The organism is Pseudoduganella umbonata, assembly GCF_014192225.1.
GTDB classification, from domain to species: Bacteria; Pseudomonadota; Gammaproteobacteria; order Burkholderiales; family Burkholderiaceae_D; genus Rugamonas; species Rugamonas umbonata.
Genome location: NZ_JACHXS010000001.1, coordinates 605,816 through 631,801 on the forward strand (window position 1 = coordinate 605,816; position 25,986 = coordinate 631,801).

Genomic DNA, 25,986 nt, shown 5'->3' on the forward strand with positions numbered 1-25,986 from the left:
TTTTACTTGCCGGATCACGAATATTACTTCACGCCGTGCATCAGTTTCTGGATCAGCGGTGCCAGCAGGAACAGCAGCACGCCGCCGATCACCAGCGACCAGAAGCCGAAGTTGTAGCCGGACAGCGCCGATTCCACCGACATGCCCGACTCGCCCGAGACGTGCGAGGCGAAGATGCCGGACAGGTTGTTGCCGATGCCGGTGGACAGGAACCAGCCGCCCATGCCCAGGCCGACCAGGCGGGTCGGCGCCAGCTTGGTCACCATCGACAGGCCGATCGGCGACAGGCACAGTTCGCCGATGGACTGGATCACGTAGACCATGAACAGCGTCCAGAACGGGATCTTGCCGTCGACGACCATCGTCTTCAGCGCGAACACCAGCAGCAGGAACGCCAGGCCGTTGAAGATCAGGCCCAGGCCGAACTTGCGCGGGATCGACGGTTCGACATTGCGCTTCGCCGTGAAGATCCAGATCGCCGCGATGATCGGCGCGCACGTGATGATGGCGATCGAGTTTACGCTCTGGAACCACGCGGTCGGGAAGATCCAGTCGCCGAAGGCGCGGTTGACGATGTTCTCGGCCAGGAAGGTGAACGAGCTGCCGGCCTGTTCGAAGAACATCCAGAACAGGATGTTGAACGCGAAGATGATCATCATGGCCCACACCTTGTCGCGTGCCACGGGGCCGTTGCGGTAGCCTTCGACCAGCAGCATCACCGCCAGCAGGATGAACAGCACCGTCAATACGCCCTGCAACTGCTGCGCGCCGACGGCCAGCAGTGCGAACACGACGGGGATCACGGCCAGGCAGCCGGCGATCACGTACAGCACGCGGGCGGTGCTTGTCGCATGCGGTTCGGGCATGCCGATGCCTTTCAGCTCCTTGCGTCCGATGAAGAACCACACCAGCGAAATCAGCATGCCGATGCCGGAAGCGATGAACACCACCTTGTACTCGGGTATGTCGCCCGTATTGAACACATACTGGGCCAGGTGCTGGGTCAGGATCGGGGCGATGAACGCGCCCGCATTGATACCCATGTAGAAGATCGTGAAGCCGCTGTCGCGGCGCGAATCTGCCGCGGCGTACAGCTTGCCGACCATCGTCGAGATGTTCGGCTTGAACAGGCCGTTACCCGTGATGATGGTGGCCAGGCCCACCTTGAAGATGGTGGGGTCGGGTACGGCGATCATGAACAGGCCGGCCGCCATGAAGGCTGCACCGACCAGGATGGAACGCTGGTAGCCGAGCACTCGGTCGGCTACATAGCCGCCGAAAAGCGCCGCCGCATAGACGAGCGCGAGATACGAACCATAGGTGAGGTTTGCGTCGGCCTCACCGGAAGCCGCACCACCGTGGAATTGGGCGACGATATACAGCACCAGCGCCCAACGGATGCCGTAGAACGCGAAGCGCTCCCAGAACTCCGTCATGAACAACATCCACAGTGGAGCGGGATGCCCCAAAATCTGTTTGAATTCGGGGATGGCCGTGTCTACTGCCTTGCTAGAACCGCTCATGCGGCATCTCCTGAAAAAAAGTCGCCATTGTAATGGAGCCCCGAATTTTGTCGAAGGATTCGTGTGGTGCAACGCAGCAATATGGTTCGTTTGAAAAGATTGCAATCCATGTACCGCGCCGATGTCGTATATTGGCAGTCATACGGGGGCAATACGCATTATTTGAATAAAGGATGGTCGCACCATGGAACAAGGATTTGTCGATACTCTGATTTCACCGGAAGGCAAACTCGAGGTACTGTCGAAAGCGGAAGTGCTCAAGCTGCTCGATACGGGCAAGGGTGGTTTATATAAAACGTTCCGCCAATGCGCACTGGCCGTGCTCAATTGCGGCAGCACCATCGACGACGGCAAGGAGCTGCTGGACCGCTACCAGTCCTTCGACATCAACATCCTGCAGCGCGAGCGCGGCATCAAGCTCGAGATCAAAGGCGCGCCGGCCATCGCATTCGTCGATGGCAAGATGATCAAGGGTATTCACGAACACCTGTTCGCGGTGCTGCGCGATATTGTCTTCGTCAGCAACGAAGTGACCGATAACCCGAAATTCGACCTGTCGCGCACCGACGGGATCACCGATGCGGTATTCCACATCCTGCGCAATGCCAATGTGCTGCGGCCGCAGACCAATCCGAACCTGGTGGTGTGCTGGGGCGGGCACTCGATCAATCGCGCCGAATATAACTATACGAAGGAAGTCGGTTATCAACTGGGCCTGCGCGCGCTGGATATCTGCACCGGCTGCGGTCCGGGCGCGATGAAGGGGCCGATGAAGGGCGCAACGATCGGCCATGCCAAGCAGCGCTTCATCAATGGCCGGTATCTCGGCATCACGGAGCCGGGCATCATCGCCGCCGAGTCGCCGAACCCGATCGTCAACGACCTGGTGATCATGCCGGACATCGAGAAGCGGCTCGAGGCCTTCGTGCGCACCGGCCACGGCATCATCGTGTTCCCGGGCGGCGCCGGCACGGCCGAGGAAATCCTGTACATCCTCGGTATCCTGCTGCACCCCGAAAATGCCGAGATTCCGTTCCCGCTGATCTTTACCGGCCCCGCATCGTCGCGCGACTATTTCGCGCAGATCAACGAGTTCATCGGGCTGACGCTGGGCGAGGAAGCGCAGAAGCGCTACAAGATCATCGTCGACGACCCGGAATCGGTGGCGCGCGAAATGCAGGAAGGGATCAAGCAGGTGCGCGAATACCGCAAGGCGCGCAGTGATGCCTATTACTTCAACTGGGCGCTGCGCATCGACGAGGAATTCCAGCGGCCGTTCGCGCCGACCCATGAAAACATGCGCAACCTGAAACTGCACAAGAACCAGCCGGTGCACGTGCTGGCCGCGCACCTGCGGCGCGCATTCTCGGGCGTGGTGGCCGGCAATGTGAAGGCCGACGGCATCCGCGCGATCGAGGAGCACGGCCACTTCGAGATCCACGGCGACGCGGCGATCATGGAGCCGATGGACCGGCTGCTGGCATCGTTCGTGGCGCAGAGCCGGATGAAGTTGCCGGGCAAAGCCTACGTGCCTTGCTACCGTGTGGTCTTGTAAGCTGGCGAAACCGGTGACGTCAAAACCGGTGACAGGCTCCGGTTCTTGAGAAATATTTCAAAATAACGGGTGTCTGTCACCGGTTTTCGAGAAATATTTCAAAATAACGGGTGTCTGTCACCGGTTTTCGGCCTTGCGCGGCTTCCAGTCCGGTTGGCGAATGAGCTTGGTCCTGCCGGACAGCACCCGAAAAAAACGCGCGGTGGAAGCCGCGCGTTTTTGGTGGAGCAGGTGAAGGTCAGTCTTCCTTGCGCAGGTGCGGGAACAGCAGCACGTCGCGGATGTTCGGCGAGTCGGTCAGCAGCATGATCAGGCGGTCGATGCCGATGCCGCAGCCGCCGGCCGGCGGCATGCCGTATTCGAGCGCGCGGATGTAGTCGGCATCGTAGAACATGGCTTCGTCGTCGCCGGCTTCCTTGGCGGCCACCTGGGCCAGGAAGCGGGCCGACTGGTCTTCCGCGTCGTTCAGCTCCGAGAAGCCGTTGGCGATCTCGCGGCCGACCATGAACAGCTCGAAGCGCTCGGTGATGCCCTTGCGGGTATCGGAGGCGCGCGCCAGCGGCGACACTTCTTCCGGGTAGTCGATGATGAACGTCGGTTCCCACAGCTGCGCTTCGGCGGTTTCCTCGAACAGTGCCAGTTGCAGCGCGCCCAGTCCCGAGTGCGCATGCGGCTTGACGCCGAATTTCTTCAGCTCGGCCTTGATGAACTCCGCGTCGTCCAGCTGCTCGTTCGTATAGTGCGGTGCGAACTTGTTGATCGCGCCGACGATCGTCAGCCGGTGGAACGGTTTCGACAGGTCCAGCTCGCGGCCGCCGTACGTCAGCACCGCGGAGCCGTGCGCATCGACGGCGGCCTGGCGGATCACGGCTTCGGTGAAGTTCATGATCCACTGGTAATCCGTGTACGCGGCGTAGAACTCCATCATCGTGAACTCGGGGTTGTGACGGATCGACACGCCCTCGTTGCGGAAGTTGCGGTTGATCTCGAACACGCGGTCGAAGCCGCCCACTACCAGGCGCTTCAGGTACAGCTCCGGCGCGATGCGCAGGAACATCTGCATGTCCAGCGCGTTATGGTGCGTGATGAACGGCTTGGCCGCCGCGCCGCCCGGAATCGTGTGCAGCATCGGCGTTTCCACTTCCATGAACTCGTTTTCCTGCATGAAGCGGCGGATCGACGAGATGGCGGCGGTGCGGGCCTTGAACGTGCGGCGCGTGTCCTCGTTCATGATCAGGTCCACGTAGCGCTGGCGGTACTTGGTTTCCTGGTCGGCCAGGCCGTGGAACTTGTCCGGCAGCGGGCGCAGCGACTTGGTGATGAGGCGCAGTTCGCTGACCTTCACGGTCAGTTCGTCGGTCTTGGTCTTGAACAGCGTGCCCGTCACGCCCAGGATGTCGCCCAGGTCGTAGGTGCGGAACGCCTCCATCGCCGCCTCGCCGGTCGCGTCCAGCGTCACGTAGATCTGGATGCGGCCGTCGCAGGCCTTGCCGGACGAATCCTGCAGCGTCGCGAACGCGGCCTTCTTGCCGGCTTCGCGCTTGAGCATCATCCGGCCGGCCAGCACCACGGGCACCGGCTCGGCTTCCAGTTCTTCGCGCGACTTGCCGGCGTATTGCGCCTGCAGGTCGGCCGCCTTGTGCTCGGGGCGGAAGTCGTTCGGGAAGGCGATGCCCTGTTCGCGGATCGCGGCCAGCTTGGCGCGGCGCTCGGCGATGATCTTGTTGTCGTCGAGGCCTGGCGCCTGGTCCTGGACTTGGCCCTGATTGTCGCCTTGATTTTCGATCGTCATGATTACTGTGCTTGTTGGATGTGTGGAGTGGTGTCGAACAGGGCGGCGATGTCGAGTTCCGTGAAGTCGCGCGCGACGCAGATCACGTTGTCGAATTCGGCGAAAGCCTCGGCCGGCAGGGTAGTGGTCAGGACCACGGCGCGCATGCCGGCGCGGCGCGCGGCTTCGACGCCCAGCGGCGCGTCCTCGAACACGATGCAGTGCTCGGGCGCGACGCCGCAGCGTTCGGCGGCCAGCAGGAAGACGTCCGGGTTCGGCTTGCCGCGGGCGACGTCGGCGGCGCCGACGACCGCGTCGAAATGGCGGCGCAGGTCAAGGCCATCGAGCGTGAACACGATGTTGGCGGGTGGCGCGGCCGTGGCCACGGCCAGGCGCACTTGCTGTTCCTGCGCCGCTTCGATGAACTGGTCGAAGCCGGCCACCGTTTCCAGGTGCGGCGCGTACAGTTCGCGGTACAGCGCTTCCTTCTCGGCGTCGAGCAGCGCTGCGTCTTCCTTCGTCAGTCCGGCGCCGAGGTAGGTGCGCATGATTTCATGGCCCTGGCGGCCTGCCGTCGCACGGAAGAAGTCGTCCGGGTCGATCGCATGGCCGCGCCGTTCGAAGAAGGCAACCCACGACTTCGTGTGGAATGCCATGTTGTCGACGATGGTGCCGTCCATGTCGAAGACGAACGCACGGGGAGCGTGGTGGCTCATGCGTTACACCCCTTGCTTCAGCGAGGCGGCGATGAAGTCGTCCAGGTCGCCGTCCAGCACGTTCTTCGTATTGCCGGTCTCGAAGCCGGTCCGCAGGTCCTTGATGCGCGACTGGTCCAGCACATAGGAACGGATCTGGTGGCCCCAGCCCACGTCGGTCTTGGAATCTTCCAGCTTCTGCTGCTCGCTCATGCGCTTGCGCAGCTCCTGCTCGAACAGCTTGGCCTTCAGCATTTCCATGGCCTCGGCCTTGTTGCGGTGCTGCGAGCGGTCGTTCTGGCACTGCACGACAATACCCGACGGCGCGTGCGTCAGGCGCACTGCGGAGTCGGTCTTGTTGATGTGCTGGCCGCCGGCGCCGGATGCGCGATACGTGTCGATGCGCAGGTCGGCCGGGTTGATCTCGATCTCGATCGAGTCATCCACTTCCGGATAGACGAACAGGGACGTAAACGACGTGTGGCGCCCGTTGGCGCTGTCGAACGGCGACTTGCGGACCAGGCGGTGCACGCCGGTCTCGGTGCGCAGGTGGCCGTAGGCGTAGTCGCCTTCGACCTTCAGCGTGGCGGTCTTGATGCCGGCAACCTCGCCGTCGGACTGTTCCATCACCTCGACCTTGAAGCCCTTGCGTTCGCAATAGCGCAGGTACTGGCGCAGCAGCATCGAGGCCCAGTCCTGCGCTTCGGTACCGCCGGCGCCGGCCTGGATGTCGATGAAGCAGTTGTTCGGGTCCATCGGGTTATTGAACATGCGGCGGAATTCCAGGCCTTCGATGACCTTGGCGATTTCGGCCGTGTCGGCGATCACCGCTTCGAGCGTGTCGTCATCGCCTTCTTCCTTGCCCATCGCGAACAGCTCGGCCATGTCGGCCAGGTCGCTTTTGGCCTTCGTCAGCGTGTCGACGATGGCTTCCAGGCCTTTCTTCTCGCGGCCCATGTCCTGGGCTTTCTTCGGGTCGTTCCAGACCGCCGGATCTTCCAGTTCGGCGTTCAGTTGTTCCAGTTTCTCCGACTTCACATCGAAGTCAAAGATACCTCCGAAGTTCGTTCTCGCGGGCCGTCAGGTCTGCGAGCTGGGCGGCGAGGGAATTGATGCGTTCTGCTTCCATGATTTTTCTGTCTCTTTAGAGGGCGATCAAACCTCCGATTATACCTTACGAGGGTTCGCCAGGCGCCGACGCCGGGCTGGCTGGGACCGGCGCGCCAAGGTGGCGGCGAGATCCCGGCGCCAGGCACCGAGCAGTGCACGATTCCCCGGCGATCCGTTGGCACACGTGCAGGACAGCGTGAAGACCGTATGGTGCGCCCAGCACGATCCGTTCACGTGCGCGCCGGCCACCGGCCATTCGTTCGAGTCGCCATCGAAGGGCGGCCAGAAATCGGTGCTGGTGATTGCCTTCCTGATGAGCCGTCTGCGACCCCGGCGGTGGCAGCCGTCGCAAAGGCTGGCGTGGCGTGGTACCGGCGAAGCGGTGCGGATGGCGGATATCGCGTTCGAGCCGCGCAGCACGCGCCGTCCGGCGCCAACCCTTTCGTGCACCGGCCCGGCGCCACGGCCTGGTACCGCTTCTACGACCGGGACACCGATACCGGCTTCTTCTGCGGCCGCCAGCCTACCGGCAACCGCCGGGTGTCGGCAGGCAGTACGGGATCATGAAGACTGGCGCCGGGAGCCGCTGCACATTCCATTGGGGTGGCGATTAAGGGACGCGTATCTGCGCTTATGCCGACAGGCTCGATATTGAGGAACCGCTCCAACCCCGGCAAAAGGGCGCGAGAAAAAGGCGCTGCTTGTGCAGCGCCTGCCGGCGATTCCGGGGATTTCCGGAGAGGGGGCGACGAATTACTTGCCTTGGCGGCGGCGCAGTGCGGCGCCGACCATGCCCATGCCAACCAGCACCATTCCATAGGTTGCCGGTTCCGGCACGGCCGAGATGGTAAGCGTATAGGTGCCCGTGCCTTCGTACTCGGTCAGCGCGTAGGTGCCAGCAGTGAAGAAGGGGCTTTCTTCGGTGCCTCCGTAGAGCTGGTCGCCGTCGGTTACCAGCAGGACCTGCGAGCCGGCATAGTCGTCGATGCTCAGGCCACCACCTTCCAGGGCGTTATAGAACGTCAGATCGGCAACGTCGGACACGGCATTGGTGTACGTGCCCACCACGTCGAAGTACGCAATGCCCACTTCTTCCAGGAAGTCGTCAGGTATCGCTTCGGAGTCGAGCTGCCAGCTTGCCGAGTAGTCGCCGCTGAGAGTGAAAGTGTACAGCTCCGCGTTGGCTGCTCCGGTCCATAGAAGTGTCGCTGCCACCACGGTGCTGCTCAAAAAACGGTTCAGTTTCATTGCATTGCCCCAAAAGTTGGTTTTGATGGATACCCAATGCCGTCATCGGCAACACGGCATTGGACAACATTAGCATGGAATGCAACTCATTCTGATCAGTAGACTTGTTTTTTTTATATTCCTAAAATTATGTCGTTTCGGTACGGTGCGGATGAGTCATGTCGGTATGTTTCGGGGGCAATCGGCAATCGGATGATCGACCAGCACCCGCAGCAGCATCCAGCCGCGGTAGCAGCAGGGACGGCGCGCCGGATAGTTCTGGCGCATCCGCTGGCTATGCATCGCCCGGACCAGCGGTGGATCGCCTCCGCTGATCGCCAGACAGGGCAGCGGGGGCCGCACGACGGCAGTGCGAGGAGGAACCCGGGCAGCGAGTCTATTGTCCGAACGCCTGTCCGTTGCGTATCATGGCCCGTCTTCCACAACTGGTTCAACGATGAAAAGTCCCACCACGAACTGCCTGCCACTGCTTTGCCTGCCGCTGCTGCTGGCCGGTTGCGCAACGATCCCCGGCGGGGGGCCGGCTGGCAGCCGGGCCACTGTCGCCATCCTGGAAACGACGGACCTGCACGGCAATGTCGTCAGCTATGATTATTACAAGCTGGCGCCGGAGGCGTCGATCGGGCTGGAACGTACGGCCACGCTGATTGCTCAGGCGCGTGCGCAATACCCGAACAATGTGCTGCTCGATAACGGCGATACGATCCAGGGCACTGCGCTGTCGGACTATCAGGCAATCGTGCAGCCGCTCGACTGCACCGAAACACTGGCGATCTACAAGGCATTCAACGCGCTGGGCTACGACGGCACCGGAATCGGCAACCACGATTTCAACTATGGCCTGGCCTACCTGAACCAGGTGTCGGGCAGCCAGTTCGATGTCGATGGCGTGACGGCCGGCAAGCGCTGCGCCGGCCCGGCATTCCCGCAGGTGCTGGCCAACGTGGTCAGCGTGAAATCGCGCCAGCCGCTGTTCAAGCCCTATGCGATCATCGACAAGCGCATCGCGGCCGTCGCGCCGGACGGGAGCGAGGTAGCGGCCACGCTTCGTGTCGGCATCATCGGCTTTACGCCGCCCACGATTCTCACCTGGGACAAGCGCTGGCTGGAAGGCAAGGTAGTCACCGAGGGTGTGCGCGAAGCCGCGCTGCGCTACATTCCCGAAATGCGGGCCCAGGGCGCGGACATCGTGGTGGCGATCTCGCACGGTGGCCTCGACGCAGCGCCATACTCGCCTTCGATGGAGAACGGCAACTGGCATCTGGCCCGGGTGCCCGGCATCGACGCGATGCTGATCGGCCATTCGCACCAGGTGTTTCCGAACGCGGCAAGCACCGTGCCGCAGTTCGACCTGCCCGGCGTGGACAAGGCAAAAGGCCTGGTGCACGGCGTGCCGACGGTGATGGCCGGCCTGTGGGGCAAGCACCTGGGTGTGATCGGCCTGTCGCTGTCCTGGAACGGCAAGGCCTGGATGGTCGACAAGGCGCATACCACGGTCGAGGCGCGGGCGATTGCGGCGGGCCGCGACGTGGTGGCCGCCGATCCCGCCATTGCGCCGCTGATCGAAGCGGAGCACGCGGCCACGATCCGCTATGTGAAGACGCCGGTCGGCCGCACCGATTTCCGCATGTCGACGTATTTCGCCGACGCGGGCGACGTCAGCGCGATCCAGGTCGTCAACCAGGCGCAGGGCGCGTACCTGCAGGACTACGTGAAAACCAACCTGCCACAGCTGGCGCACCTGCCTGTGTTGTCGGTGTCGTCGCCGTTCAAGACCGGCTCGGCCGGCGTGACCGATTACACGGACGTGCCGGCTGGCGGCATCGCGCTGAACAACGCGGCCGACCTGTATCTGTATCCGAACGCGCTGTACGGCGTGAAAGTGGATGGCGCCGGTCTCCAGGCGTGGCTGGAGAAGGCGGCCGGCCGCTTCAACACGATCGACCCGCGCCGTACCGAGCCGCAGGAACTGGTCAATACCGGCTTCCCCGGCTATAACTTCGACATGCCGGCCAGTGCCGAGCTGCGCTACGAGATCGACATCACGCAACCACCCGGCAAGCGCGTGAAAAACCTGCGCTTCCGCGATGCGCCGGTCGCTACCGATCAGGAATTCCTCGTTGCGACAAATAACTACCGCGCCAGCGGCGGTGGCGCCTTCCCCGGACTGGATGGCAGCAATACCGTGGTGGCCGCTCCGGACAACAACCGCGACGTGCTGATCGCGTACATCCGCAAGCAGGGGCAGTTGACCCGCGCCGGTCACGGCAGCAGCCGCAGCTGGCGTTTTGCCCCGGTGGCCACGGCGGGCCCGGTAGTATTCCACTCCGCACCCGGCAAGGAGGCGCTGGCGCGCGAGGCCGGGTTGTCGAATGTGCGCCAGCTGAATGCCGACGATGGCGGCGGCAAGGGCTTCGGATTGTATGCGATCGACCTGGCGCGATAAGTTCGGTGCAAAGAAGGTCGGCGCCGTAAAAGCGGGTGTGATGAGGCCAGCTCTGGCAGCGATTGCATCGCTGCTGTGGTCCGTGCCGCCCGGTTCTGCAGCCGATTCTGTTGCGACCACCGCCGCGGATCCTGTAGCTTCCCGCACGGCTGGCCTGGCAGCCGCCCGGGCTGCAATGGCCGGGCCGCCGTCTGGCTGGCCACGAGCCTTCGCCGATTTCAGCGGTGCTGCGCGCGATGGCGACGCCAACGCCGCTTATTGGGCTGGGCTGATGGTCCGCAATGGCAAGGGCACGGCTGCCGACACGACGGCTGCCGTCGCGTGGCTGGAGCAGGCGGCAAGAGGGGGCGTGCCGGATGCCATGTTCGTGCTGGCCAATATGCTGATCGCGGGCGAGGGCGGTGCGCCCGACGCGGCGGCAGGCCACGCGTGGCTGCAACGCGCTGCCGCCCTGGGGCAACCGGCCGCGCTCCAGCAGCTGGCACAGGGGGCTTACGAGGAAGGCGCCGCCGAACGGGCGGACGCGTTGCTGAAGGAAGCGGCGCACGCGCTGAAGCACCGGACGGCGTTACCGTAAAGCCCGGCTTTGGCGTGGCTTTGAGCAATAGCCTTGCGATCCATCGCACAACGTGAACGCACAGGTACCTATGCGCGTGGCCGATAGTGCAGGACGGCGGCACCTTTTTCACAGGAAATCTGGCGCTGCTCCATTTCCGGGTATTCGGCAGCCCAGCGGCGCAGGATTTGCTGTTCGTCCGGACGCTGCGCGTCGTCAAGGAAAACCGCGGCGCCGGGGGACAAGGAGCCGAACAACGCGGGCCCGGCGGGGTAGCGGGCTAGCGAACGCGTGGCCTGGGGCGGTCCATCGATGACCAGCATATCCACCTCGGCATTGCGCGGCAATCCGTCCGTGGCGTACCAGGGCCAGGTTGCACCGGCGAACTGCTGGGCAGTCAACGGTGCGTCGATCACGTCCGCCCAGGCTGTCAGCCCGTGCCTTTCGAGCTGCCGGCGCGTCTCGCGCGCATAAGCTGCATCGTGCTCCAGGCTGTACACTCTGCCGCTGCCGTTGATTTGCAAGCAGCGTGCCAGCACAATCGTCGAGGTGCCACTGCTGCATTCGACGACGACGCTTGGCTTGTCGGTCAATGCGTGCCGCGTCAATTCGAGCAGGAAGTCCGGCGATGCGGCCCAGCCGCGGGTGTCAGGCAGGCTGCGGGACAAGCCCAGGTCCGTGTACAGTCCGTGCAATGCTTCCATCTGGCGAAACAGGCAGTTGTTCTGCTTGTGCGACTGGTCCCGGACATCGTGCAGCATCAGGTGGATCATGCGTACTTTGTGCAATGTATAGGCACACAGCAGCAAGGTCGCACCAATGAAAAGTATGGATGTCACTGGAAACATGGCGGGCCCTAGTCGTAATAGGCGTACGGTTCGCTGCAGGTGAAGGGCTGGGTTTTGTTATAGATGAGACTTACATGGCGGCAGTTCTCGGTCTGGCGCAGCGCCTCGCGCACCGTACTGTGCGTGGTGCGTTCCGCTTCCACGACCAGGACAACCTGGCCCATTTGCGATGCCAGAACACCTGCCTCGGACGTCAGCAGCAATGGCGGCGAGTCGAAAATCACGATACGGTCGGCATAGCGGCTGGCGATATCGTCGAGCAGCCGGGACATGCTACCGCTGGCCAACAGCTCCGTTGCATGCTTGTTGCGCCGACCGGCCGGCAGCAGGCTGAGGGCAGGGACATTGGTGCGGAGGATCACCTCCGAGAGATCCAGCGTCTCGTCGAGCAGCACATCCATCAGGCCAGGACTAGCCCCGACGCCCAGCACGTTGAGCAATGCGGGACGTGCAACATCGGCATCGACCAGCAATACGGTAGTGTCGCGTTCCATGGCCATGCTCATTGCCAGGTTAATCGCACAGAACGTCTTGCCTTCGCCGGGCAGCGCACTCGTCACGATGATCAGGTTTCCGTGATGAATTGGCGGACTGTCGACGCCGCGCGCGCTGCGCAGCAACGGCCGTTTGATGTTACGAAAGTCTTCCGCGACACCGCTTCGGCCGCCCTCGTGCGTGATCATGCCCAGTTGCTGGAGGCGCATGAGATCGATTTCCGCGAAGTGCCCATCGGGACTGACGAGGAAAGGCTCTGTCCGGGGGCCAGTGGTGTTAGGTATCATCGTAGACTCCTGCTAAGACTGAAGCATTGACAGCGCCATCACGCCACCATAGAAGGCAAACAGAGAGGCCACGCCGGCGCCAAAGCCGAACTGGCTTCGGCGCCGCTTCTTGCGTTGTGGTTCGGTCCAGTTCATTGCGACTGCCCCGAGTACCCTTAGTCCGGTTGCGTCGCGCAACTCAGCCGGACTCTGGTAGGTAGGACGTACTTGGCTGATCAGTAGGGCCACTGCGGCACCGGCCAGTACGGCAACACCGAACACGATGCTGTAAAGCAGCGCTCTGTTGGGTCCCGTGGGACGTAGCGGCATCGTTGGCGGGTCGATGATCTTGAAGCTCAACATGTCTGTCGACGTGCTCAGGTCACCCGACAGCTTCGCCGCTTCGCGTCGCTCGATCAATTTTTCGTAATTGTCCTTGTTGATCAGGTAATCACGGTTCAGTTGCGCGAGCTGTGATTCCACCTCCGGCACGGCCTTGCTCTGCTCGACGAGTGCCGCATGCCGTTGTTGCATTTCGGCGACCCGTGCGCGAATCGATGCCACGCGCGCATCGGATTCAGCCAGGGCGACCTTCAATTGCTGCAGCATCGGGCTGTAGCCGATGCCCGGATCGGACGGCGCAGTCCGGGTTTTTGCCTCGTGGACCTTGCGCTCCTCGAGCAGCGTGATCAGGCGGCGGGTGGAGATGATGTCCGGGTGGGCCTCGGTATATTGCAACAGCAGTGCGTCGAGCGATTTGGTCAGTGCGGAAATACGGCCGTCCAGTTCCGGATTGTCGATCGCCGCCGGGCCGAGATCGGTGCCAAGGATCGGCTCGTCGCCGGCGATCTGAGAATGGATGGCCTTGCGGGCCTGTTCGGCCTCGACCAGTTCCAGCTTGGCGTTATTCAATGCGTCGGTCGACATCAATATTTGCGAACCGTAATCGACGCCTTGTCGCGGCAGCAGCGTGTTGTGCTTGAGCTTGAATTCTTTGACTGAATTTTCAGCGGCCAGCAGCCGCTCTTCGTAGCTGCGAATCTGATCGTCGATGAACTGCACGGCCTTGTCGGACTCGCCCCGCTTGCCTTTCAAGCCGCCCTCGACGAATATCGTCAGAAACGACTGCACCACGTCGCGCACCAGGCGCGGATCGCTGTTGCTATAGCTGATCGTGTAGATGTCGTAGGTGCTGGTGCCGCCAATGCGGATCTTCTGCATCAGTTCATCGACCTGCTTTTCATGTTCGCGCGGCGTAGAGGCTTTAACATCGAGGTCAACCATGCGGATGACGCGCTCGACGTTAGGCCGGCTGAGAAGAGTCCTGCTCATGATCGCCACCTGCTGAGTGACATTCGGCATGGAGGTCATGCCCGACAGCAGAGGTTTCAGAATGCTCTGCGTATCGACGAATACACGCGCCGTCGTCTGGTAATCGTCGGGGAGCAGATAGATCTTGATCGAGCCGCCCGTGGCGATGGCCCAGGCGACGAGTACTGCGCTCCAGCGATACTTCCAGATTCCCTTCAACCCGGACTGTAGCTGGGCGATGATTTCTTCCATGACCGGTCTCTCCGAATGAACCTAGTCCGATCGATTATATGGTTGTGGTTGGGGTGCAAAGTCGTAACTGCTGAGCACTTGCGTCTTGTCAAAATAAGCGTACCGCCGGTGTCACCAGCGGTACGCGCGCTGCTGATCGGGAAGGCCGGATCAGGATTTGCGGCGGCGGCTGACCAGCGACATGCTGAGCAGGCCGGCCGCGAGAATGGCCAGCGTGGCCGGCTCCGGCACGGCTTCCTGCGTGGCGTCGGCAAAGGAGGAGTGATTGATCGTGAGCTGGTAGGTCGTGCCGGCGGTCAGGATCTCGCTGGTTGCCTCGAAGAAGTCGGCAAACGTGTAGGTCGTCGTGCCGGGCAGGACCTCGGTGCGGCTGACGTTCGAATCGCCGTTGAGCTCGTCAGGCGAGAACGAGAGCACCGAGTCGCCACTGTCCAGATCGATAATCTGGATGCTCCAGGTCAGCCGTGCGGACGCTGACGACGGGTCAGTGGTGCCGACCGGAACGTGGGCGACGGTGTAGGCATCGGCGTCGAATGCCACTGTCATCGAATCGGCAGCACCCAGCGCGAAGATGAACGAGCTCGTCGTACCCGTGTTCCCGCTGCCCAATGTCTGGCCCGGTGCTGCCGAAGCGGTGGCACGGGTGCTGGCATTGGCGCCACCCGCTTCGATCGCCGAACCGATCAGTTGCGTGTCGCCATAACCGAACGTATTGAACGGGACGGGCGGTACAGGACCCGGCGCGAAGCGGGGCACGAAAGGAATCGGAGGGCAATCGCCTGCGCACGCCGGGCCGGTGAAGCTGATATCGCTGGCCGGAACGTAACCTACCGCCGTCCCCGTCGCAGTACGGGTGTTGTTCACGATCAGCGTGGAAAAATCGCCGGCAGTGAACTGTGTTCCTGCGGAGTTCAGGAAGCGCAGATTGGAGATGTTGAGGATGGAGTCTGCGAATGCATGTGCCTGGGCGCTGCCGGCGGTGCCGAATGCCAGCGTTACGGCGGCGGCGGTGGCCAGTAAACCTTTCCTGATGATGTTCATGGCGTACTACTCCTTGATAGTGGTTACGGCCAGAGGATCTGTGCCGACGAGCCACTACTCAGCAGCATTCATGCCACTTGCGTCAGGGTATGCAGAATCAACACGTTACGAAATTGCCCTGCGGCGATTGCCCACATCTGCAAAAAAGTCCGACGCTTATGGAACTCGCCCCCCGAACAGCGGTCTGAAGTGCGTATACCTTCAGACACAGGAGCAGACGTGCAACATGACGACACCATCATTTCCTTCGAAGCCGCAGCAAGACTGCGCGACCTGGTGATCCGCGAGCAGGACGCCGGCGCGGCGCATACGTATCCGATCGACATGCAGGTTTTTCATATCCGAATGGCGAGCACGGCTGGGGAACGGGAGGCGGCAGGCCTGCTGTTGCGCAAGATGTATGGTTGGCGAGGTTACGATGTCGGTGCCGACAGCGCACACGCGCCCAACCGCATAACGTTGTATGCCGAAACGGAGGGCGCGACTGTGGGCACCATGTCCCTGTGCCTCGACGATCCCGAAATCGGCCTTCCTGCCGATGAGAATTTCCGCGACAGGCTCGATGAACTCAGGAGCCAGGGGCGGCTGCTGTGCGAACCTTCCCGGCTGGCAATCGACAAGGACGTGACGAAGCGCGTGTTCGCATCGTTGATCCATATTTCCTATATTTACGCGCACAATATTCACCACTACACGGACTATGTCATCGAGGTCAATCCACGCCACGTGATGTTCTACAAGCGAATGCTGGGCTTCCACGACTTCGGCGGTGAGCGGCCCTGCACCCGGGTCGGTGCTCCGGCCGTGCTGCTGCGCCTCGAGCTGGAATACATGGGCGAACAGATTCGCACTTTTGCCGGACTCATGGAACAGGCAAAGGGCGAGCGTTCGTTCTATCCCTATTTTTTTTCGTTGCGCGACGAGCCTGGTATCACGACACGCCTGAAACAGGGGCGCGACTGAGATGGCCGCCGCCGAGAAAGCGCTGGCAGCGTGGCGCCGGCAGCTGGGTCCGGACCGCGTGCTGACGGACCCGGCCACGCTGGCGCGCTACGCGGCCAGTACGTCGTCATGGAGCACGCACCCGCTGGCCGTCGTGCGTCCGCACAGTACCGTCGAGGTGACGCAGCTCGTGCGCACGGCCACCGAGTACCGTCTACCGATCTATCCCATCAGTGCAGGGCGCAATTGGGGGTACGGCGATGCCTGCGCGCTGACCGACGGCCATGCGATCGTCGATCTGTCGGAAATGAACCGTATCCTGGAAGTCGATGCGACGCTCGCTTACGTGGTCATCGAGCCCGGCGTCACGCAGCAGCAACTGTCGCAATACCTGCTGCGCCATGACTTGCCGCTGTGGATGGACTGCACCGGCGCAGGTCCCGATACCAGCCTGATGGGCAACATCCTCGAACGTGGCTTCGGTCACTCGCCATACGGCAACCGCTTCCAGAATGTGGCCAGCATGGAACTCGTACTGGCCGACGGCGATGTCGTGCGTACCGGCTTCGGCCACTATGACTCCTCGGTCAATCATCGGGTCTACCCGTATGGCGTGGGGCCCTACGTGGACGGCTTGTTCACCCAGTCGAACATGGGCATCGTCACGAGCCTGGGCCTGTGGCTGATGCCGAAGACCGAAGCGTTGAACCACTTCCTCGGCTCGGTCCGGGAACATGACGACATCGCACCTGTCATCGATGCGCTGCGCCCGCTGCGGCTCGACGGGACCTTGCGCAGCATCCTGCATATCGGCAACGATTTGCGGGTGATCTCAGGGGGGACGACCTTCCCGCGCGAACTGGCCGGCGGCAAGATGCCGTTGCCGGAAGAATTACGCCGTCAGCTTCGGGCGGCCGCGGGAGTAGGGGCCTGGACCGTTTCCGGCGCGCTGTACGGCAGTAATGCCCAGGTCGCAGCTGCACGACGCGCGGTGCGCAGAGCCCTGATGCACACCAGTGCCAGAGTCCAGTTCCTGGACGAACGCAAGCTTGGCCTGGCGGATGCCGCCGCCCGCCTGCTGGGCAGCACCGCTGCTGGAAAGCGCCTGGCGGCCAGGGTGGCGCTGGGGCGTTCGCTGTTTGAAATGAATCGCGGTATTCCCAACGGTCGTTTTCTGGCTGGCGCTTACTGGCGCCGACGTGCCGGCTTGCCAGCCGACTTTCCCGCCAATGCCAACCCGGCCTTGGATAACTGCGGCATGCTGTGGGTATCGCCAGTGCTGCCGATGCGTGGCGCCGATCTGTTGCGCGTTCACGAACTGGCCGCGCCGATTTTCCGCGCGCATGGCTTTGACCTGTTTGTCACGTTCAGCATGATCAACGAGCGCGCGCTGGGCGGGGTGCTGACAGTGGCTTACGATGCCGATGAGCCAGCCGAGGTAGAGCGGGCACGGCTGTGCTATCGACAGGTGTTTGAAACGATGATGCGTGCCGGTTATATTCCTTACCGCGTCGGCCTGCAATCGATGGCGGACCTGGACAGTGGCGACGATGGCTACTGGCGCATGATCGGCAGGATCAAGGCAGCGCTCGATCCAGCCAATGTCATCGCGCCTGGCCGCTATTCAGCACGGTGGCAGCCGCGCGGATGACATGCCACGGTTGCGCCAGTGCGACAACCCGAAGATGCCGGTAGCGGCCGCAGCGCCGGTTCCCTTATTTCGGGCGCGACTTACCACTGGCCCCTGCTGCCGTGCTGGTTGAGTCACAGTTTTGCCATCAGCGCGCGCACATCGGCGTGGCGCTTGAAGTCGCGAACCGCCATCAACTGCTCGCACTGGGATCTGGCGCCGTTGCGATCGCCCGACATGAACAACGCCCGCGCGAAGCGAAGCCGGATGTCGTTGTCGGCTGGCGCCTGTTCCGTTGCCATCCTTAACAGCGGCACGGCACGGGTGGTGTCGCCCTTGTCGAGCAGGATTGCTGCCAGCGTATCGGCGATGGCGGGACTTTTCGGTGCCAGCTTGTAAGCTTTCTCCGCAAAGCCGAGTGCGCGCGCATCCTTCGACTGCAACAACGACCATGCGTAATCGTTCAGCATTGCAGGGTTGTCCGGGGCCCTACGCAAGATCTGTTCGTATTGCGCATTCGCAGCCTTGTGATCGCCGCCGCTCATCAGTGCACTGGCATAGTAGGTGCGCGTTTGCAGGTCTGCCGGCTCCTTGTCGAGCCAATGCCGCACCTGGGCGACCGCTTCCTGCGGCCTGCCCACGTCGACCAGCGCGCGGTGCAGTGCGGTAACGATGGGGCCGGAGGGCGAAACCTGCATGGCACGCTGGTAGCGTTGTACCGCGTCTCCGGGCTTCTGCTGCGCCATCAGCATGTCGCCTTCCAGCTTGAAGCCGAGCGACCAGTCGGCATGACGAATCTGCAGCGACTGTGCAGCGGCAAGGGCTTCGCTGTACGCCTTTTTCTCGATCAGCAGTCCATGCTGCAGTACAGCGGCCTCGGCGCTGTCGGGATCGGCCTTCACCGCCTTGCGCGCCGCCTGGAGCGCATCGTCATAACGCTTCGCGGACAGGTGGATTCCCGCGATTCGCATCTGCACCGCGGCTAATCTGGGCTGCAGCGCGGCGAGCCGTTCCCAGCTTTCCAGTGCGGCTTCGTTCTGCCGGTTCAGTTCCTGGGCTTGGGCAAGCAGCGCCAGTGCACCCGCATCTGCGGTGTCGGTGGCATGTAACTTCTGCGCCAGTGTTAACGCTTTCTGCTTCTCGGCCGTTTCCAGGTAGAAGCTCGCCAGTTGCTGAGATGCAGCCTTCTCGTCCGGGTTCTCCCGGACTGCCTGTTCCAGCCAGCGTACAGCGTCGGCCGGCTTGCCGGCACGTGACTCCAGCCTGGCGAGCGAGGTCATCAACGCGACATTTTTCTTGTCGCGTGCGAGCGCCGCTGCATAGCGCTTGCGCGCGTCGCCGGGCTTGTTTGCCATGATGTCGAGATTGGCCAGATTATCGAGCGCCGGCACATGCGTGGGATCAAGTGCGAGTGCCTTCATGAACCCGGTACGTGCGCCGACGATGTCGCTGTTCCCGAGCAGAACGCCGGCGCGCAAATTCTGCAGCATCGCACTGTCGCCCCTGCCAATCATGGTGTCCACTGCTTTCAAGGCCTTGTCGAACTGCTTGTCGCGCAAGTGGCCCAGCACCAGCAGCGTTCCGGCGCGCTCCGAGCCATTGCTACCCGCCGCTGCGCGCTCGAGTTCCGTGGTCGCTTTCGAATTTTCACCCAGGCGCAGCCGGCTGAGACCATGGCCGAGCCGATAGTCGGCACGCTCTGGCGCCAGTTCGCTTGCCTTTTCAAAGTAAGCCGCCGACTGCTTGAAATTCTGCGCCTGCAATTCCGCTTCGCCGGCCAGGGCCAGCAGGTCGGCATCATTCGGGACATCCTTCAGCACCGTGCGCATGATGCCGATGGCGTCCTCTCTTTTACCGCCGCGCAGCGCAACCGTTGCCAGCAGCTTGGTCGCATACGGGTGCCTGGGATTCGCCTGCAGGAACTGGTTCAGATATTGCTCGGCGTGGATATCTGAACCTGTCAGCACCGATACCGCACCGGCCAGCAGCACGCTTGGCATATGTTCGGGTGCCACGCGCAGCACGTGCTGGACTTGTTCCAGGGCGGCGTCGTAGCGCCTTTCGCGAAAGTCCAGCAACGCTTGCGAATATGAAATCAGCAGGTTCTTCGGCTGTGCCTTGCGGGCCAGCTTGATCTGCCGGCGGGCTTCGTCGAGGCGATCCTCCTGAATGGCCAGATTGGCCAGGTCCAGGTGGGCCTGCACATTGTTCGGCTTGACTTCGAGGATGCGCTCGTAGGTCTTGCGCGCGGCGGCGGGATCTTTTCCGGCAAGCTGCAAATCACCCTTCAGGCGTAGCGACTCGACGCTGTCGGGATTTTGGGCAATCGCCCTCTCCACCAGTTGCCGGGCCTGGTCGGACTTTTGATGGAACAACGCCAGCTTCGCCAGGCCGAGCGTGGCATCGGCAAGCTCAGGTTTCATTTGCAGTGCACGTTCGAACATCGGCTGTGCGTCTTCCGGCCGGTTCAGGCCGAGCATGGACTGGCCGCGCAGGGTCAGTGCTTCCGCATTCCCTTGAGCCTCCGGAAATTCGTCCAGCAAACGCTGGAACTGCCCTTGCGACAGTAATGCTTTACCCAGCGCAGGTTGTACGAGGTCGGCTTGCGCTCCCAGTTCGCGCGCCCGCCGTAGTTCCTTTTCGGCCGATGGCAGGTCGCCGGTATCGAGATAGATCTGTCCCAGCATCAGCCGGGCTGGCGCATGGTCGGGTTGTTGCTGGACAACGTTTTTCAACTGGATGATCGCAGCTTTAGCGTCGCCCAGGCTGGCAAAACGACGGGCATCGGCCATCAGTTCGTCCGCAGGCAGCGGCTTGCTGCAGGCGCCGAACGCCAGCAGCAAGGGCAAGACGCTGATTGCCTTGAAAAGTGGCGTTGGATGAAAGCGGGTGCTGGTAAAGCGATTCGGCATGACGATCTCCATGGCGGGATGAAATGCCAGCGTAGGAAATCGCCGGGCAGGCTCCGTTGAGCGCAATCAACGAAACCCGCCATTGTGAACACGCTTACTGCATGGCAGCGCCGACGCGCGGCTGGCGTCCCGGCAGTGGCACGGGGCGGGCGCCACTGCCGATCAGGCCGCGTTGGGCAGCGACGACCACCGCATGCGTGCGCGCGGTAGCGTCGAGCTTGCTCATCAGCCCCTTGACGTGCGTCTTGACCGTGCCGACGCCGATGCCGAGTTCACGGGCAATCGACTTGTTGCAGCAACCACGGGCCAGCAGCAGCAGCACATCGGTTTCCCGTCCGGTCAGTGATTCCCGGCTCAAGCTGTCCGCCACGCAGCGGGTCACCGCTTCGGCCAGATAACGCATACCCTGGCTGAGTTGTTGCACGGCCCGTACCAGCTCTTCCGCCGAGCAACCTTGCAGAAGATAACCGTGCACGCCGCTGTCCATCGCCGTACGCACCTGCCACTCCTTGTCGAGCTGCGTCACGATCAGGACGCGCGGCGCCACCCCAAGCCGGTCCGGCGACAATTGCCTGGCCAGGATGATACCGCTATCGTAGTCGGCAATGATTACGCGCGCATGGGCTTGGCCGTTTGGTTGCCGATCGTGCGAGGTCAGGTGGAATTCGCCGTGTGCGGCGAGCAGGGCGTGAATGCCGGCGGCCATGACGGCATCGCCGTGCATGATGTGGACGGCAGGGTATGGGACTTGCATGGTGTTCTCCTGTTCCGCAACAGCAGACGGCTGTTGCTTCTCATGCATTCATAATGAAACTGCAATGAGCAGAAGGCAAGTTAAGTGATGTTAAAGGCGTTAAACCAGCGTGCGCCCGATGCCGTCAGCGCAGCGAATCACGTTTGCAGGGTTCGCAAAAATGGGGTCATGCCGCGCGGCGCTGATTCGCCACGCGGTGGGCGCTTTCGTGCAAGCGCGTCGAAAAGCCGTGTTATTTCAGGTGCCCGGCAACCGCCAGCCAGCGGGCCGCTTCCTCGCTGCCGCCTTGCGCCAGTGATGCAAGGCGCAACACCGCTTTCGGATGCCGGTGTTCGGCAGCCTGGGCATACAGCGGCCACGCCTTGTCCGGCTCGTGGCTGCTGCCGTTCGCGGTGTGGTGATACATCTCGGCGAGCTGGAATGCCGACTCGGCATCGCCGGCACGCGCCGCTTCCTCGAACAGGCGCATGGCTTCGCCGCGGCGCGGTGCCTTGTTCTGGTAAAGCATGCCTAGTTCGCGCTTGGCAACAATCGATCCCTGCTCGGCCCACTCACGCAGCCTGCGCTCCGCGGCCGCGCCACCGTGGGCACCGAGACGCTGCGCAACCGCTTCGATCACGGGTGCCGGCGGTACGGCGCCTTCCTTGGCCTGACAGGCAATCAGGGACCCGACCATGACCAGCACCGACGAAATCAGTGCACCGGACTTGTTGAATAATTCCATATTGTTCTTGTTGCCTTATTCGAGTCTGCACTGCAGTGTCTGCACTGCGAAATCTGCCCTGGGTCTGCACTGAAAGCGTAATCTGCGGGCAGACAGCGGCCGGCACCGCGCGGTCGAAAGATGCAAATGATACCGATTACTGCTGAGCCAGGGCGCACGAGCGCGCATTCGCGCAAGGACGCGCGAGCACATGAACACGCATGGACGTGCCCCGGCGTTCCATCCAGCGCTGGCAGCCGAAGTGGAACGTTGACGATCTTAGCATGTTGACTTTGCGGAAAGGCAGCGAAGGGTTCGCCGCGAGGGTAACAATTGTAACGAGACGTTAGCGTGGTTCAGCTTGCTTGCGTGCAGGCTGACGCGTCCAGGCGCGGCTCGATACCCTCGACCAGTGCAGAAGCCGCCTTCCGGTGCCTGTCGGCGCCGACGTCAGCCGCGCTGCGATGCGCGGCCCGCATGCTGGTCCAACCAGGCTCCGGCATGGTCCATCACGAGTCGCAGTTCCGTTTCAGCTGCGGTGAACAGCAGCGGAATTTCGATCACCCTGCCTTCCGTGAGGGCCAGCTCCAGCGCCAGACACGCGCCCACGAACCGGCTTGCGCCCAGCTCGCTCACATCGTGCCGCAGGTTGTGCAGGATGCGCCGTGCTTCCATGAAGCGCGCCTGCTGCACCGCATCGCCGGCCAGGTTCAGCGGCTCGATTCCGTTGCCGATGCAGGCGCGTACGCGGCGGACCACCTTCGCCACGGCGCGTTCGTCGCCGCCCATCTGATCGACAAGCTCGTCGACAGAGAAGATCGTGTCATCCGAGGCACTTGCATATGCGGTCATGAAACCTCCCGTTGGTTGAATGTCCAGTAGCGCCCCGTGGGGGCATCCACAGCCCGGAGTCCGGCACGATGCGAAGGCGGCAATTGCCCGGCAATGAGCTGGCGCATGTCCGCCAGGGCCGAGGGCCGCGGCGCATCGTGCGATACACGGATGAGACTGGTGTCGACAGCGCTGGCATCGATTGTATCCACGCCGGGTGCCACGACCAATGTGTCGCCGCTGTCGCCAGCACGCGGATAGGGGTGCGTGCGCTGCGCCACCCGCAGTGCCTCGTCGCCGGACGACGCATACAGCGTGATCCGGCCGCCAGTCGCTGCCAGTGCGGGGGCCAGGTCGCGGCTGAAGGCTTGCGCTTCGATATCGGGCGCCGCCAGGATGATCTCGCGCAGTCTCGGCCCCAGGTCGGGGCGGGCACCCGCCGCGGCTGCGACAGCGCGCGTCAACGCCCGCGCGCCCATCCCGTGGCCGAGGAGATGCAGGTGTCGCACCGGCGTTTGCTGGACCAGGTCGGTCAAGAATGCCGCCAGCCTCGGCAGCGCCCATTCCACATTGGCTTCGTCCACGGTGTACCCGGACAGCCGCCCCTGCGACGGCCAGCTGTAAAACACCGGCACGCCGGCAAAGCGCAGATCGCTGGCGATCTGCGCAGTGCGGCGCGCGGCATCCTCGAAGCTCACGCGGTAGCCGTGCACGAACAGCAGGGCGCTGTTGCCGGACCTGGCGATGGCTTCCGCCAGGGCAGGGAAGAACGGCTGGGCCGACTGGACTTCCGCGCGCAGCAGCACCGCATGGCCGTCCGCATCGGGACGCGATTGCCGTCTCAGCTGTGTCGGCAGGACCGCTTCGTCATCCGGGCCGGTGCGCTCGATGGCCACCTCGCAACTTCCATAGTTGAGCCCGCCACGCGCGGCGCCGAACTGCCGCGCCGGATGCCGGTCGCCGGTCGGCTGGCGGTCGGTGGCAAAGAACACCTGCAGCACCACCCCCGACTGATCCGCCGGCACGGCGGGGCGCAACGCACGCCGCCGTTCCACCTCCTCGACAAGGTTGCGTGCGGCGGCACGCAAGTAGCGGTCGCCGGCAAGCCCGGCGGCGGCAAGCGCGTCGGAAACGGCAAACTGGCGCGACAGCGAGCCAGGATCCTGTTCCAGATCGGTGATCGCTTCATCCACCCGCGGTGACTTGCCCGTCAAGCGGGATTTCAGCATCGTGTACGCGACATCGGTGCCGCCATCGGCGATCGCGCCAGTCAATGCGGTGGTGATCACATCCATGCGGTTTGGCTCCGGGCTGATTGGGCATATCTCACCACAGCCGGCATTGCAAGTCCAGTCGGAAGTCAAGCGTGCCGCGGATGCCCCGGCCGGGAAGCGCCGCTATTTGCCGTCGCCGGACTGCTGCGCCATCGATTGCAGCACCGGCGGCGCCAGCACCGGCGGCACCGCCGCCGGCAGCGGCATGCGCACGGGCTGGTCGTCCGCATCCGGCATGGGCTGCCAGGTTGGCGCGTCGATGCCTTCGAACACCTGGCGCAACTGCGCCCCCCAGGTGCCGCGCAGCATCTGGAAGTAGGCGTTTTTCTCATCGATGGTAACGAAGCGGGTGACCGCCAGGCTATCGGCTTCATAGACCAGCAGGTCGAGCGGCAGGCCCACCGAGATGTTCGAGCGCAGCGTGGAGTCCATCGAGATCAGCGCGCACTTGACGGCGTCGTCGAGCGATGACCTGCGCGTGACGACACGGTCGATGATCGGCTTGCCATACTTCGCCTCGCCGATCTGGAAATAGGTGTTTTCGTCGTGCGCCTCGATGAAGTTGCCGGCCGCGTAGATCTGGAACAGCCGGCATGTTTCGCCTCGGATCTGCCCGCCAAATATGATCGACACGTTGAATTCGATATTGAACTGCGCCAATGCCTTCGCTTCCCGCACATGAATGGCGCGCACCGCTTCGCCGACGATGCGGGCCGCCTCGTACATGTCGGGCGCGGTCCAGATGGTGGTCCCATTGCTGCCGACATGGTCATGCAGCAGTTGCAGCACCGATTGGGAGATCGACAGGTTGCCGGCGGTCATCAGCACCATCGTCCGGTCGCCCGGGTTTTCAAACACAGTCATCTTGCGGAACGTGCCGATCTGGTCGACACCGGCATTGGTGCGCGAATCGGAAAGAAACACCAGCCCCGCATCCAGGCGCATCGCGACACAATAGGTCATTGAGTACTCGTCAGGGAATCGTTGGTGGGAGTCCGGAGCGTGCCGCGCCGACTACTGCTGGACGATGCGCACGTCGACATCGAGCGCCTCGTCGCCGCCGCCGTGGCGCACGCCGCGCACCGGTGCGGCGGCCTCGTAGTCGCGGCCGACGGCAATGCGGCAATATGCATCCGTCATCAGCCGCGAGTGGGTGACATCGATGCTGATCCAGCCATCGTAGCCCGGATCGCTGGCCCATGCGTCCACCCAGGCGTGGCTGGCGGCGTGGCCGGTATCTTCCGGATCGATGTAGCCTGATACATAGCGGGCTGGAATGCCGTGGGCGTGGCAGCATGCCAGGAAGATATGGGCGTGGTCCTGGCAGACGCCGCGACCCAGTTGCAGCGAGGTGCTGGCCGGCGTCGCCACGCCGGTCGCACCGCTTTGATACCGTACCGCACCAAAGATGTGCTCGGCCAGCTTCATCAGGTGGCGGCTGCGGGCGCGGCCTTCCGGCAGGCAGGCCGCAGCCAGTTCCAGGATCCCCGGCGTCGGTGCCGTGAGCCGTGTCGGCATCGTGTAGATCAGTGGCGACAGCGAATCGTTGGCGGCGATCCGGCCCTGCCAGGGCACGCTGGTCTCGACCACGCCCTGGGCCACGATCGACAGCGCGCCGTGGGCCTGGTCCAGCGTCAGCATGTGCGACAGGTTGCCGTAGGCATCCGTGTAGGCATTCAGGTGTCCGGGCGCCAGCAGCTTCCAGTGCACCGCGCGTTGCTGTGGTTCGATCCGTGGTGTCAGGTGCAGTTGCTGGATCGTGTAGGCCAGCGGTTCGGTGTACGTGTAGCGGGTTTCGTGGCGGATCGACAGTTGCATGGTAT

At 63.0% G+C, this 25,986-nt stretch carries 21 protein-coding genes and 1 pseudogene; 6 read left to right on the forward strand and 16 right to left on the reverse strand.

All coding sequences use genetic code 11. The annotated features are described in order from the left end of the window. Window positions 1–23: 23 nt before the first annotated feature. Entirely contained in the window at window positions 24–1,523 is a 1,500-nt protein-coding gene (locus FHS02_RS02485; protein ID WP_137312646.1) for a peptide MFS transporter, read from the reverse strand. A gap of 184 nt (window positions 1,524–1,707) precedes the next feature. Here FHS02_RS02485 and ppnN point away from each other — a divergent pair, with 184 nt between their 5' ends. Further along, entirely contained in the window at window positions 1,708–3,078 is a 1,371-nt protein-coding gene (ppnN, locus tag FHS02_RS02490; RefSeq protein ID WP_137312647.1) for a nucleotide 5'-monophosphate nucleosidase PpnN, read from the forward strand. A gap of 238 nt (window positions 3,079–3,316) precedes the next feature. Here ppnN and lysS read toward each other — a convergent pair whose 3' ends face one another. From lysS to prfB, 3 genes are all read right to left on the reverse strand, one after another. Then, entirely contained in the window at window positions 3,317–4,870 is a 1,554-nt protein-coding gene (gene lysS / locus FHS02_RS02495; RefSeq protein ID WP_137312648.1) for a lysine--tRNA ligase, read from the reverse strand. Between the two features lie 2 nt (window positions 4,871–4,872). Further along, window positions 4,873–5,565 (reverse strand): HAD family hydrolase, encoded by a 693-nt coding sequence (locus tag FHS02_RS02500; RefSeq protein WP_137312649.1) that lies wholly within the window; start codon window positions 5,563–5,565, stop codon window positions 4,873–4,875. A 3-nt stretch (window positions 5,566–5,568) separates the two neighbouring features. Further along, window positions 5,569–6,673, reverse strand: a protein-coding gene (gene prfB / locus FHS02_RS02505) for a peptide chain release factor 2 (protein ID WP_131145986.1) whose coding sequence is annotated in 2 segments (ribosomal slippage) — window positions 5,569–6,591 and window positions 6,593–6,673 — 1,104 coding nt in all. Because the reading frame shifts where the segments join, the coding sequence is not laid out codon by codon here. 177 nt (window positions 6,674–6,850) lie between these two features. Between prfB and FHS02_RS02510 the strand changes: the two are divergent. Then, a pseudogene (locus tag FHS02_RS02510) lies at window positions 6,851–7,221 on the forward strand (pectate lyase). A gap of 186 nt (window positions 7,222–7,407) precedes the next feature. On the opposite strand, the gene FHS02_RS02515 reads toward FHS02_RS02510, so the two are convergent. After that, window positions 7,408–7,902 carry a PEPxxWA-CTERM sorting domain-containing protein gene (locus tag FHS02_RS02515; protein WP_137312650.1) on the reverse strand — a complete coding sequence of 165 codons (495 nt, stop codon included), beginning with the start codon at window positions 7,900–7,902 and terminating at the stop codon, window positions 7,408–7,410. 436 nt (window positions 7,903–8,338) lie between these two features. On the opposite strand from FHS02_RS02515, the gene FHS02_RS02520 reads away from it, so the two are divergent. Both FHS02_RS02520 and FHS02_RS31345 read left to right on the forward strand, forming a co-directional pair. Next, entirely contained in the window at window positions 8,339–10,348 is a 2,010-nt protein-coding gene (locus FHS02_RS02520) for a bifunctional 2',3'-cyclic-nucleotide 2'-phosphodiesterase/3'-nucleotidase (RefSeq protein WP_137312651.1), read from the forward strand. A gap of 175 nt (window positions 10,349–10,523) precedes the next feature. Further along, window positions 10,524–10,925 (forward strand): SEL1-like repeat protein, encoded by a 402-nt coding sequence (locus FHS02_RS31345; protein ID WP_260115625.1) that lies wholly within the window; start codon window positions 10,524–10,526, stop codon window positions 10,923–10,925. Between the two features lie 68 nt (window positions 10,926–10,993). On the opposite strand, the gene FHS02_RS02530 is transcribed toward FHS02_RS31345, so the two are convergent. The 4 genes from FHS02_RS02530 to FHS02_RS02545 all read right to left on the reverse strand — a co-directional run bounded on the left by FHS02_RS02530 (window position 10,994) and on the right by FHS02_RS02545 (window position 15,117). Continuing rightward, window positions 10,994–11,677 (reverse strand): class I SAM-dependent methyltransferase, encoded by a 684-nt coding sequence (locus FHS02_RS02530; protein ID WP_229422525.1) that lies wholly within the window; start codon window positions 11,675–11,677, stop codon window positions 10,994–10,996. An 83-nt stretch (window positions 11,678–11,760) separates the two neighbouring features. Then, entirely contained in the window at window positions 11,761–12,534 is a 774-nt protein-coding gene (locus FHS02_RS02535; protein ID WP_137312654.1) for an XrtA-associated tyrosine autokinase, read from the reverse strand. 12 nt (window positions 12,535–12,546) lie between these two features. Then, a complete protein-coding gene (locus tag FHS02_RS02540) occupies window positions 12,547–14,076 on the reverse strand; it encodes an XrtA system polysaccharide chain length determinant (protein ID WP_137312655.1) in 1,530 nt (509 codons plus the stop codon). Window positions 14,077–14,226: 150 nt separating this feature from the next. Next, the gene (locus FHS02_RS02545; RefSeq protein ID WP_137312656.1) at window positions 14,227–15,117 is read right to left on the reverse strand and encodes an EDSAP-1 family PEP-CTERM protein; all 891 of its coding nucleotides are present in this window, start codon (window positions 15,115–15,117) and stop codon (window positions 14,227–14,229) included. 219 nt (window positions 15,118–15,336) lie between these two features. Between FHS02_RS02545 and FHS02_RS02550 the strand changes: the two genes are divergently transcribed. After that, complete coding sequence (locus tag FHS02_RS02550; protein ID WP_137312657.1) at window positions 15,337–16,080, forward strand: N-acyl amino acid synthase FeeM domain-containing protein; 744 nt, start codon at window positions 15,337–15,339, stop codon at window positions 16,078–16,080. A 1-nt stretch (window position 16,081) separates the two neighbouring features. Next, window positions 16,082–17,710, forward strand: coding sequence for an FAD-binding oxidoreductase (locus FHS02_RS02555; protein WP_137312658.1), 1,629 nt, complete (start codon window positions 16,082–16,084; stop codon window positions 17,708–17,710). Window positions 17,711–17,823: 113 nt separating this feature from the next. On the opposite strand, the gene prsT is transcribed toward FHS02_RS02555, so the two are convergent. From prsT to FHS02_RS02590, 7 genes are all read right to left on the reverse strand, one after another. After that, window positions 17,824–20,613, reverse strand: a complete 2,790-nt coding sequence (prsT, locus tag FHS02_RS02560; RefSeq protein WP_137312659.1) for an XrtA/PEP-CTERM system TPR-repeat protein PrsT — start codon at window positions 20,611–20,613, stop codon at window positions 17,824–17,826. Between the two features lie 82 nt (window positions 20,614–20,695). Next, complete coding sequence (locus tag FHS02_RS02565) at window positions 20,696–21,355, reverse strand: LuxR C-terminal-related transcriptional regulator (protein WP_229422526.1); 660 nt, start codon at window positions 21,353–21,355, stop codon at window positions 20,696–20,698. Window positions 21,356–21,587: 232 nt separating this feature from the next. Continuing rightward, the gene (locus tag FHS02_RS02570) at window positions 21,588–22,079 is read right to left on the reverse strand and encodes an SEL1-like repeat protein (RefSeq protein ID WP_175424709.1); all 492 of its coding nucleotides are present in this window, start codon (window positions 22,077–22,079) and stop codon (window positions 21,588–21,590) included. 429 nt (window positions 22,080–22,508) lie between these two features. After that, entirely contained in the window at window positions 22,509–22,910 is a 402-nt protein-coding gene (locus FHS02_RS02575) for an Hpt domain-containing protein (protein WP_137312660.1), read from the reverse strand. Further along, on the reverse strand, window positions 22,907–24,184 hold the full coding sequence (locus tag FHS02_RS02580; protein ID WP_137312661.1) for an alpha/beta hydrolase: 1,278 nt from the start codon (window positions 24,182–24,184) through the stop codon (window positions 22,907–22,909). The genes FHS02_RS02575 and FHS02_RS02580 overlap by 4 nt, the downstream gene beginning before the upstream one ends. Before the next feature lie 102 nt (window positions 24,185–24,286). Continuing rightward, window positions 24,287–25,126, reverse strand: a complete 840-nt coding sequence (locus FHS02_RS02585) for a proteasome-type protease (RefSeq protein ID WP_137312662.1) — start codon at window positions 25,124–25,126, stop codon at window positions 24,287–24,289. 51 nt (window positions 25,127–25,177) lie between these two features. Then, on the reverse strand, window positions 25,178–25,981 hold the full coding sequence (locus tag FHS02_RS02590) for a transglutaminase family protein (protein WP_137312663.1): 804 nt from the start codon (window positions 25,979–25,981) through the stop codon (window positions 25,178–25,180). Between the last annotated feature and the right edge of the window lie 5 nt (window positions 25,982–25,986).

What these genes read in the sequence shown, in the direction of transcription:
- FHS02_RS02580 (WP_137312661.1), bottom strand. Translation starts at nt 24,184, where the DNA reads ATGGATGTGATCACCACCGCATTGACTGGCGCGATCGCCGATGGCGGC.
- FHS02_RS02485 (WP_137312646.1), bottom strand. Translation starts at nt 1,523, where the DNA reads ATGAGCGGTTCTAGCAAGGCAGTAGACACGGCCATCCCCGAATTCAAA.
- FHS02_RS02565 (WP_229422526.1), bottom strand. Translation starts at nt 21,355, where the DNA reads ATGCAAGTCCCATACCCTGCCGTCCACATCATGCACGGCGATGCCGTC.
- FHS02_RS02570 (WP_175424709.1), bottom strand. Translation starts at nt 22,079, where the DNA reads ATGGAATTATTCAACAAGTCCGGTGCACTGATTTCGTCGGTGCTGGTC.
- lysS (WP_137312648.1), bottom strand. Translation starts at nt 4,870, where the DNA reads ATGACGATCGAAAATCAAGGCGACAATCAGGGCCAAGTCCAGGACCAG.
- FHS02_RS02545 (WP_137312656.1), bottom strand. Translation starts at nt 15,117, where the DNA reads ATGAACATCATCAGGAAAGGTTTACTGGCCACCGCCGCCGCCGTAACG.
- FHS02_RS02535 (WP_137312654.1), bottom strand. Translation starts at nt 12,534, where the DNA reads ATGATACCTAACACCACTGGCCCCCGGACAGAGCCTTTCCTCGTCAGT.
- FHS02_RS02585 (WP_137312662.1), bottom strand. Translation starts at nt 25,126, where the DNA reads ATGACCTATTGTGTCGCGATGCGCCTGGATGCGGGGCTGGTGTTTCTT.
- FHS02_RS02575 (WP_137312660.1), bottom strand. Translation starts at nt 22,910, where the DNA reads ATGACCGCATATGCAAGTGCCTCGGATGACACGATCTTCTCTGTCGAC.
- FHS02_RS02520 (WP_137312651.1), top strand. Translation starts at nt 8,339, where the DNA reads ATGAAAAGTCCCACCACGAACTGCCTGCCACTGCTTTGCCTGCCGCTG.
- FHS02_RS02590 (WP_137312663.1), bottom strand. Translation starts at nt 25,981, where the DNA reads ATGCAACTGTCGATCCGCCACGAAACCCGCTACACGTACACCGAACCG.
- FHS02_RS02530 (WP_229422525.1), bottom strand. Translation starts at nt 11,677, where the DNA reads ATGATCCACCTGATGCTGCACGATGTCCGGGACCAGTCGCACAAGCAG.
- prsT (WP_137312659.1), bottom strand. Translation starts at nt 20,613, where the DNA reads ATGGAGATCGTCATGCCGAATCGCTTTACCAGCACCCGCTTTCATCCA.
- FHS02_RS31345 (WP_260115625.1), top strand. Translation starts at nt 10,524, where the DNA reads ATGGCCGGGCCGCCGTCTGGCTGGCCACGAGCCTTCGCCGATTTCAGC.
- FHS02_RS02500 (WP_137312649.1), bottom strand. Translation starts at nt 5,565, where the DNA reads ATGAGCCACCACGCTCCCCGTGCGTTCGTCTTCGACATGGACGGCACC.
- FHS02_RS02515 (WP_137312650.1), bottom strand. Translation starts at nt 7,902, where the DNA reads ATGAAACTGAACCGTTTTTTGAGCAGCACCGTGGTGGCAGCGACACTT.
- ppnN (WP_137312647.1), top strand. Translation starts at nt 1,708, where the DNA reads ATGGAACAAGGATTTGTCGATACTCTGATTTCACCGGAAGGCAAACTC.
- FHS02_RS02540 (WP_137312655.1), bottom strand. Translation starts at nt 14,076, where the DNA reads ATGGAAGAAATCATCGCCCAGCTACAGTCCGGGTTGAAGGGAATCTGG.
- FHS02_RS02555 (WP_137312658.1), top strand. Translation starts at nt 16,082, where the DNA reads ATGGCCGCCGCCGAGAAAGCGCTGGCAGCGTGGCGCCGGCAGCTGGGT.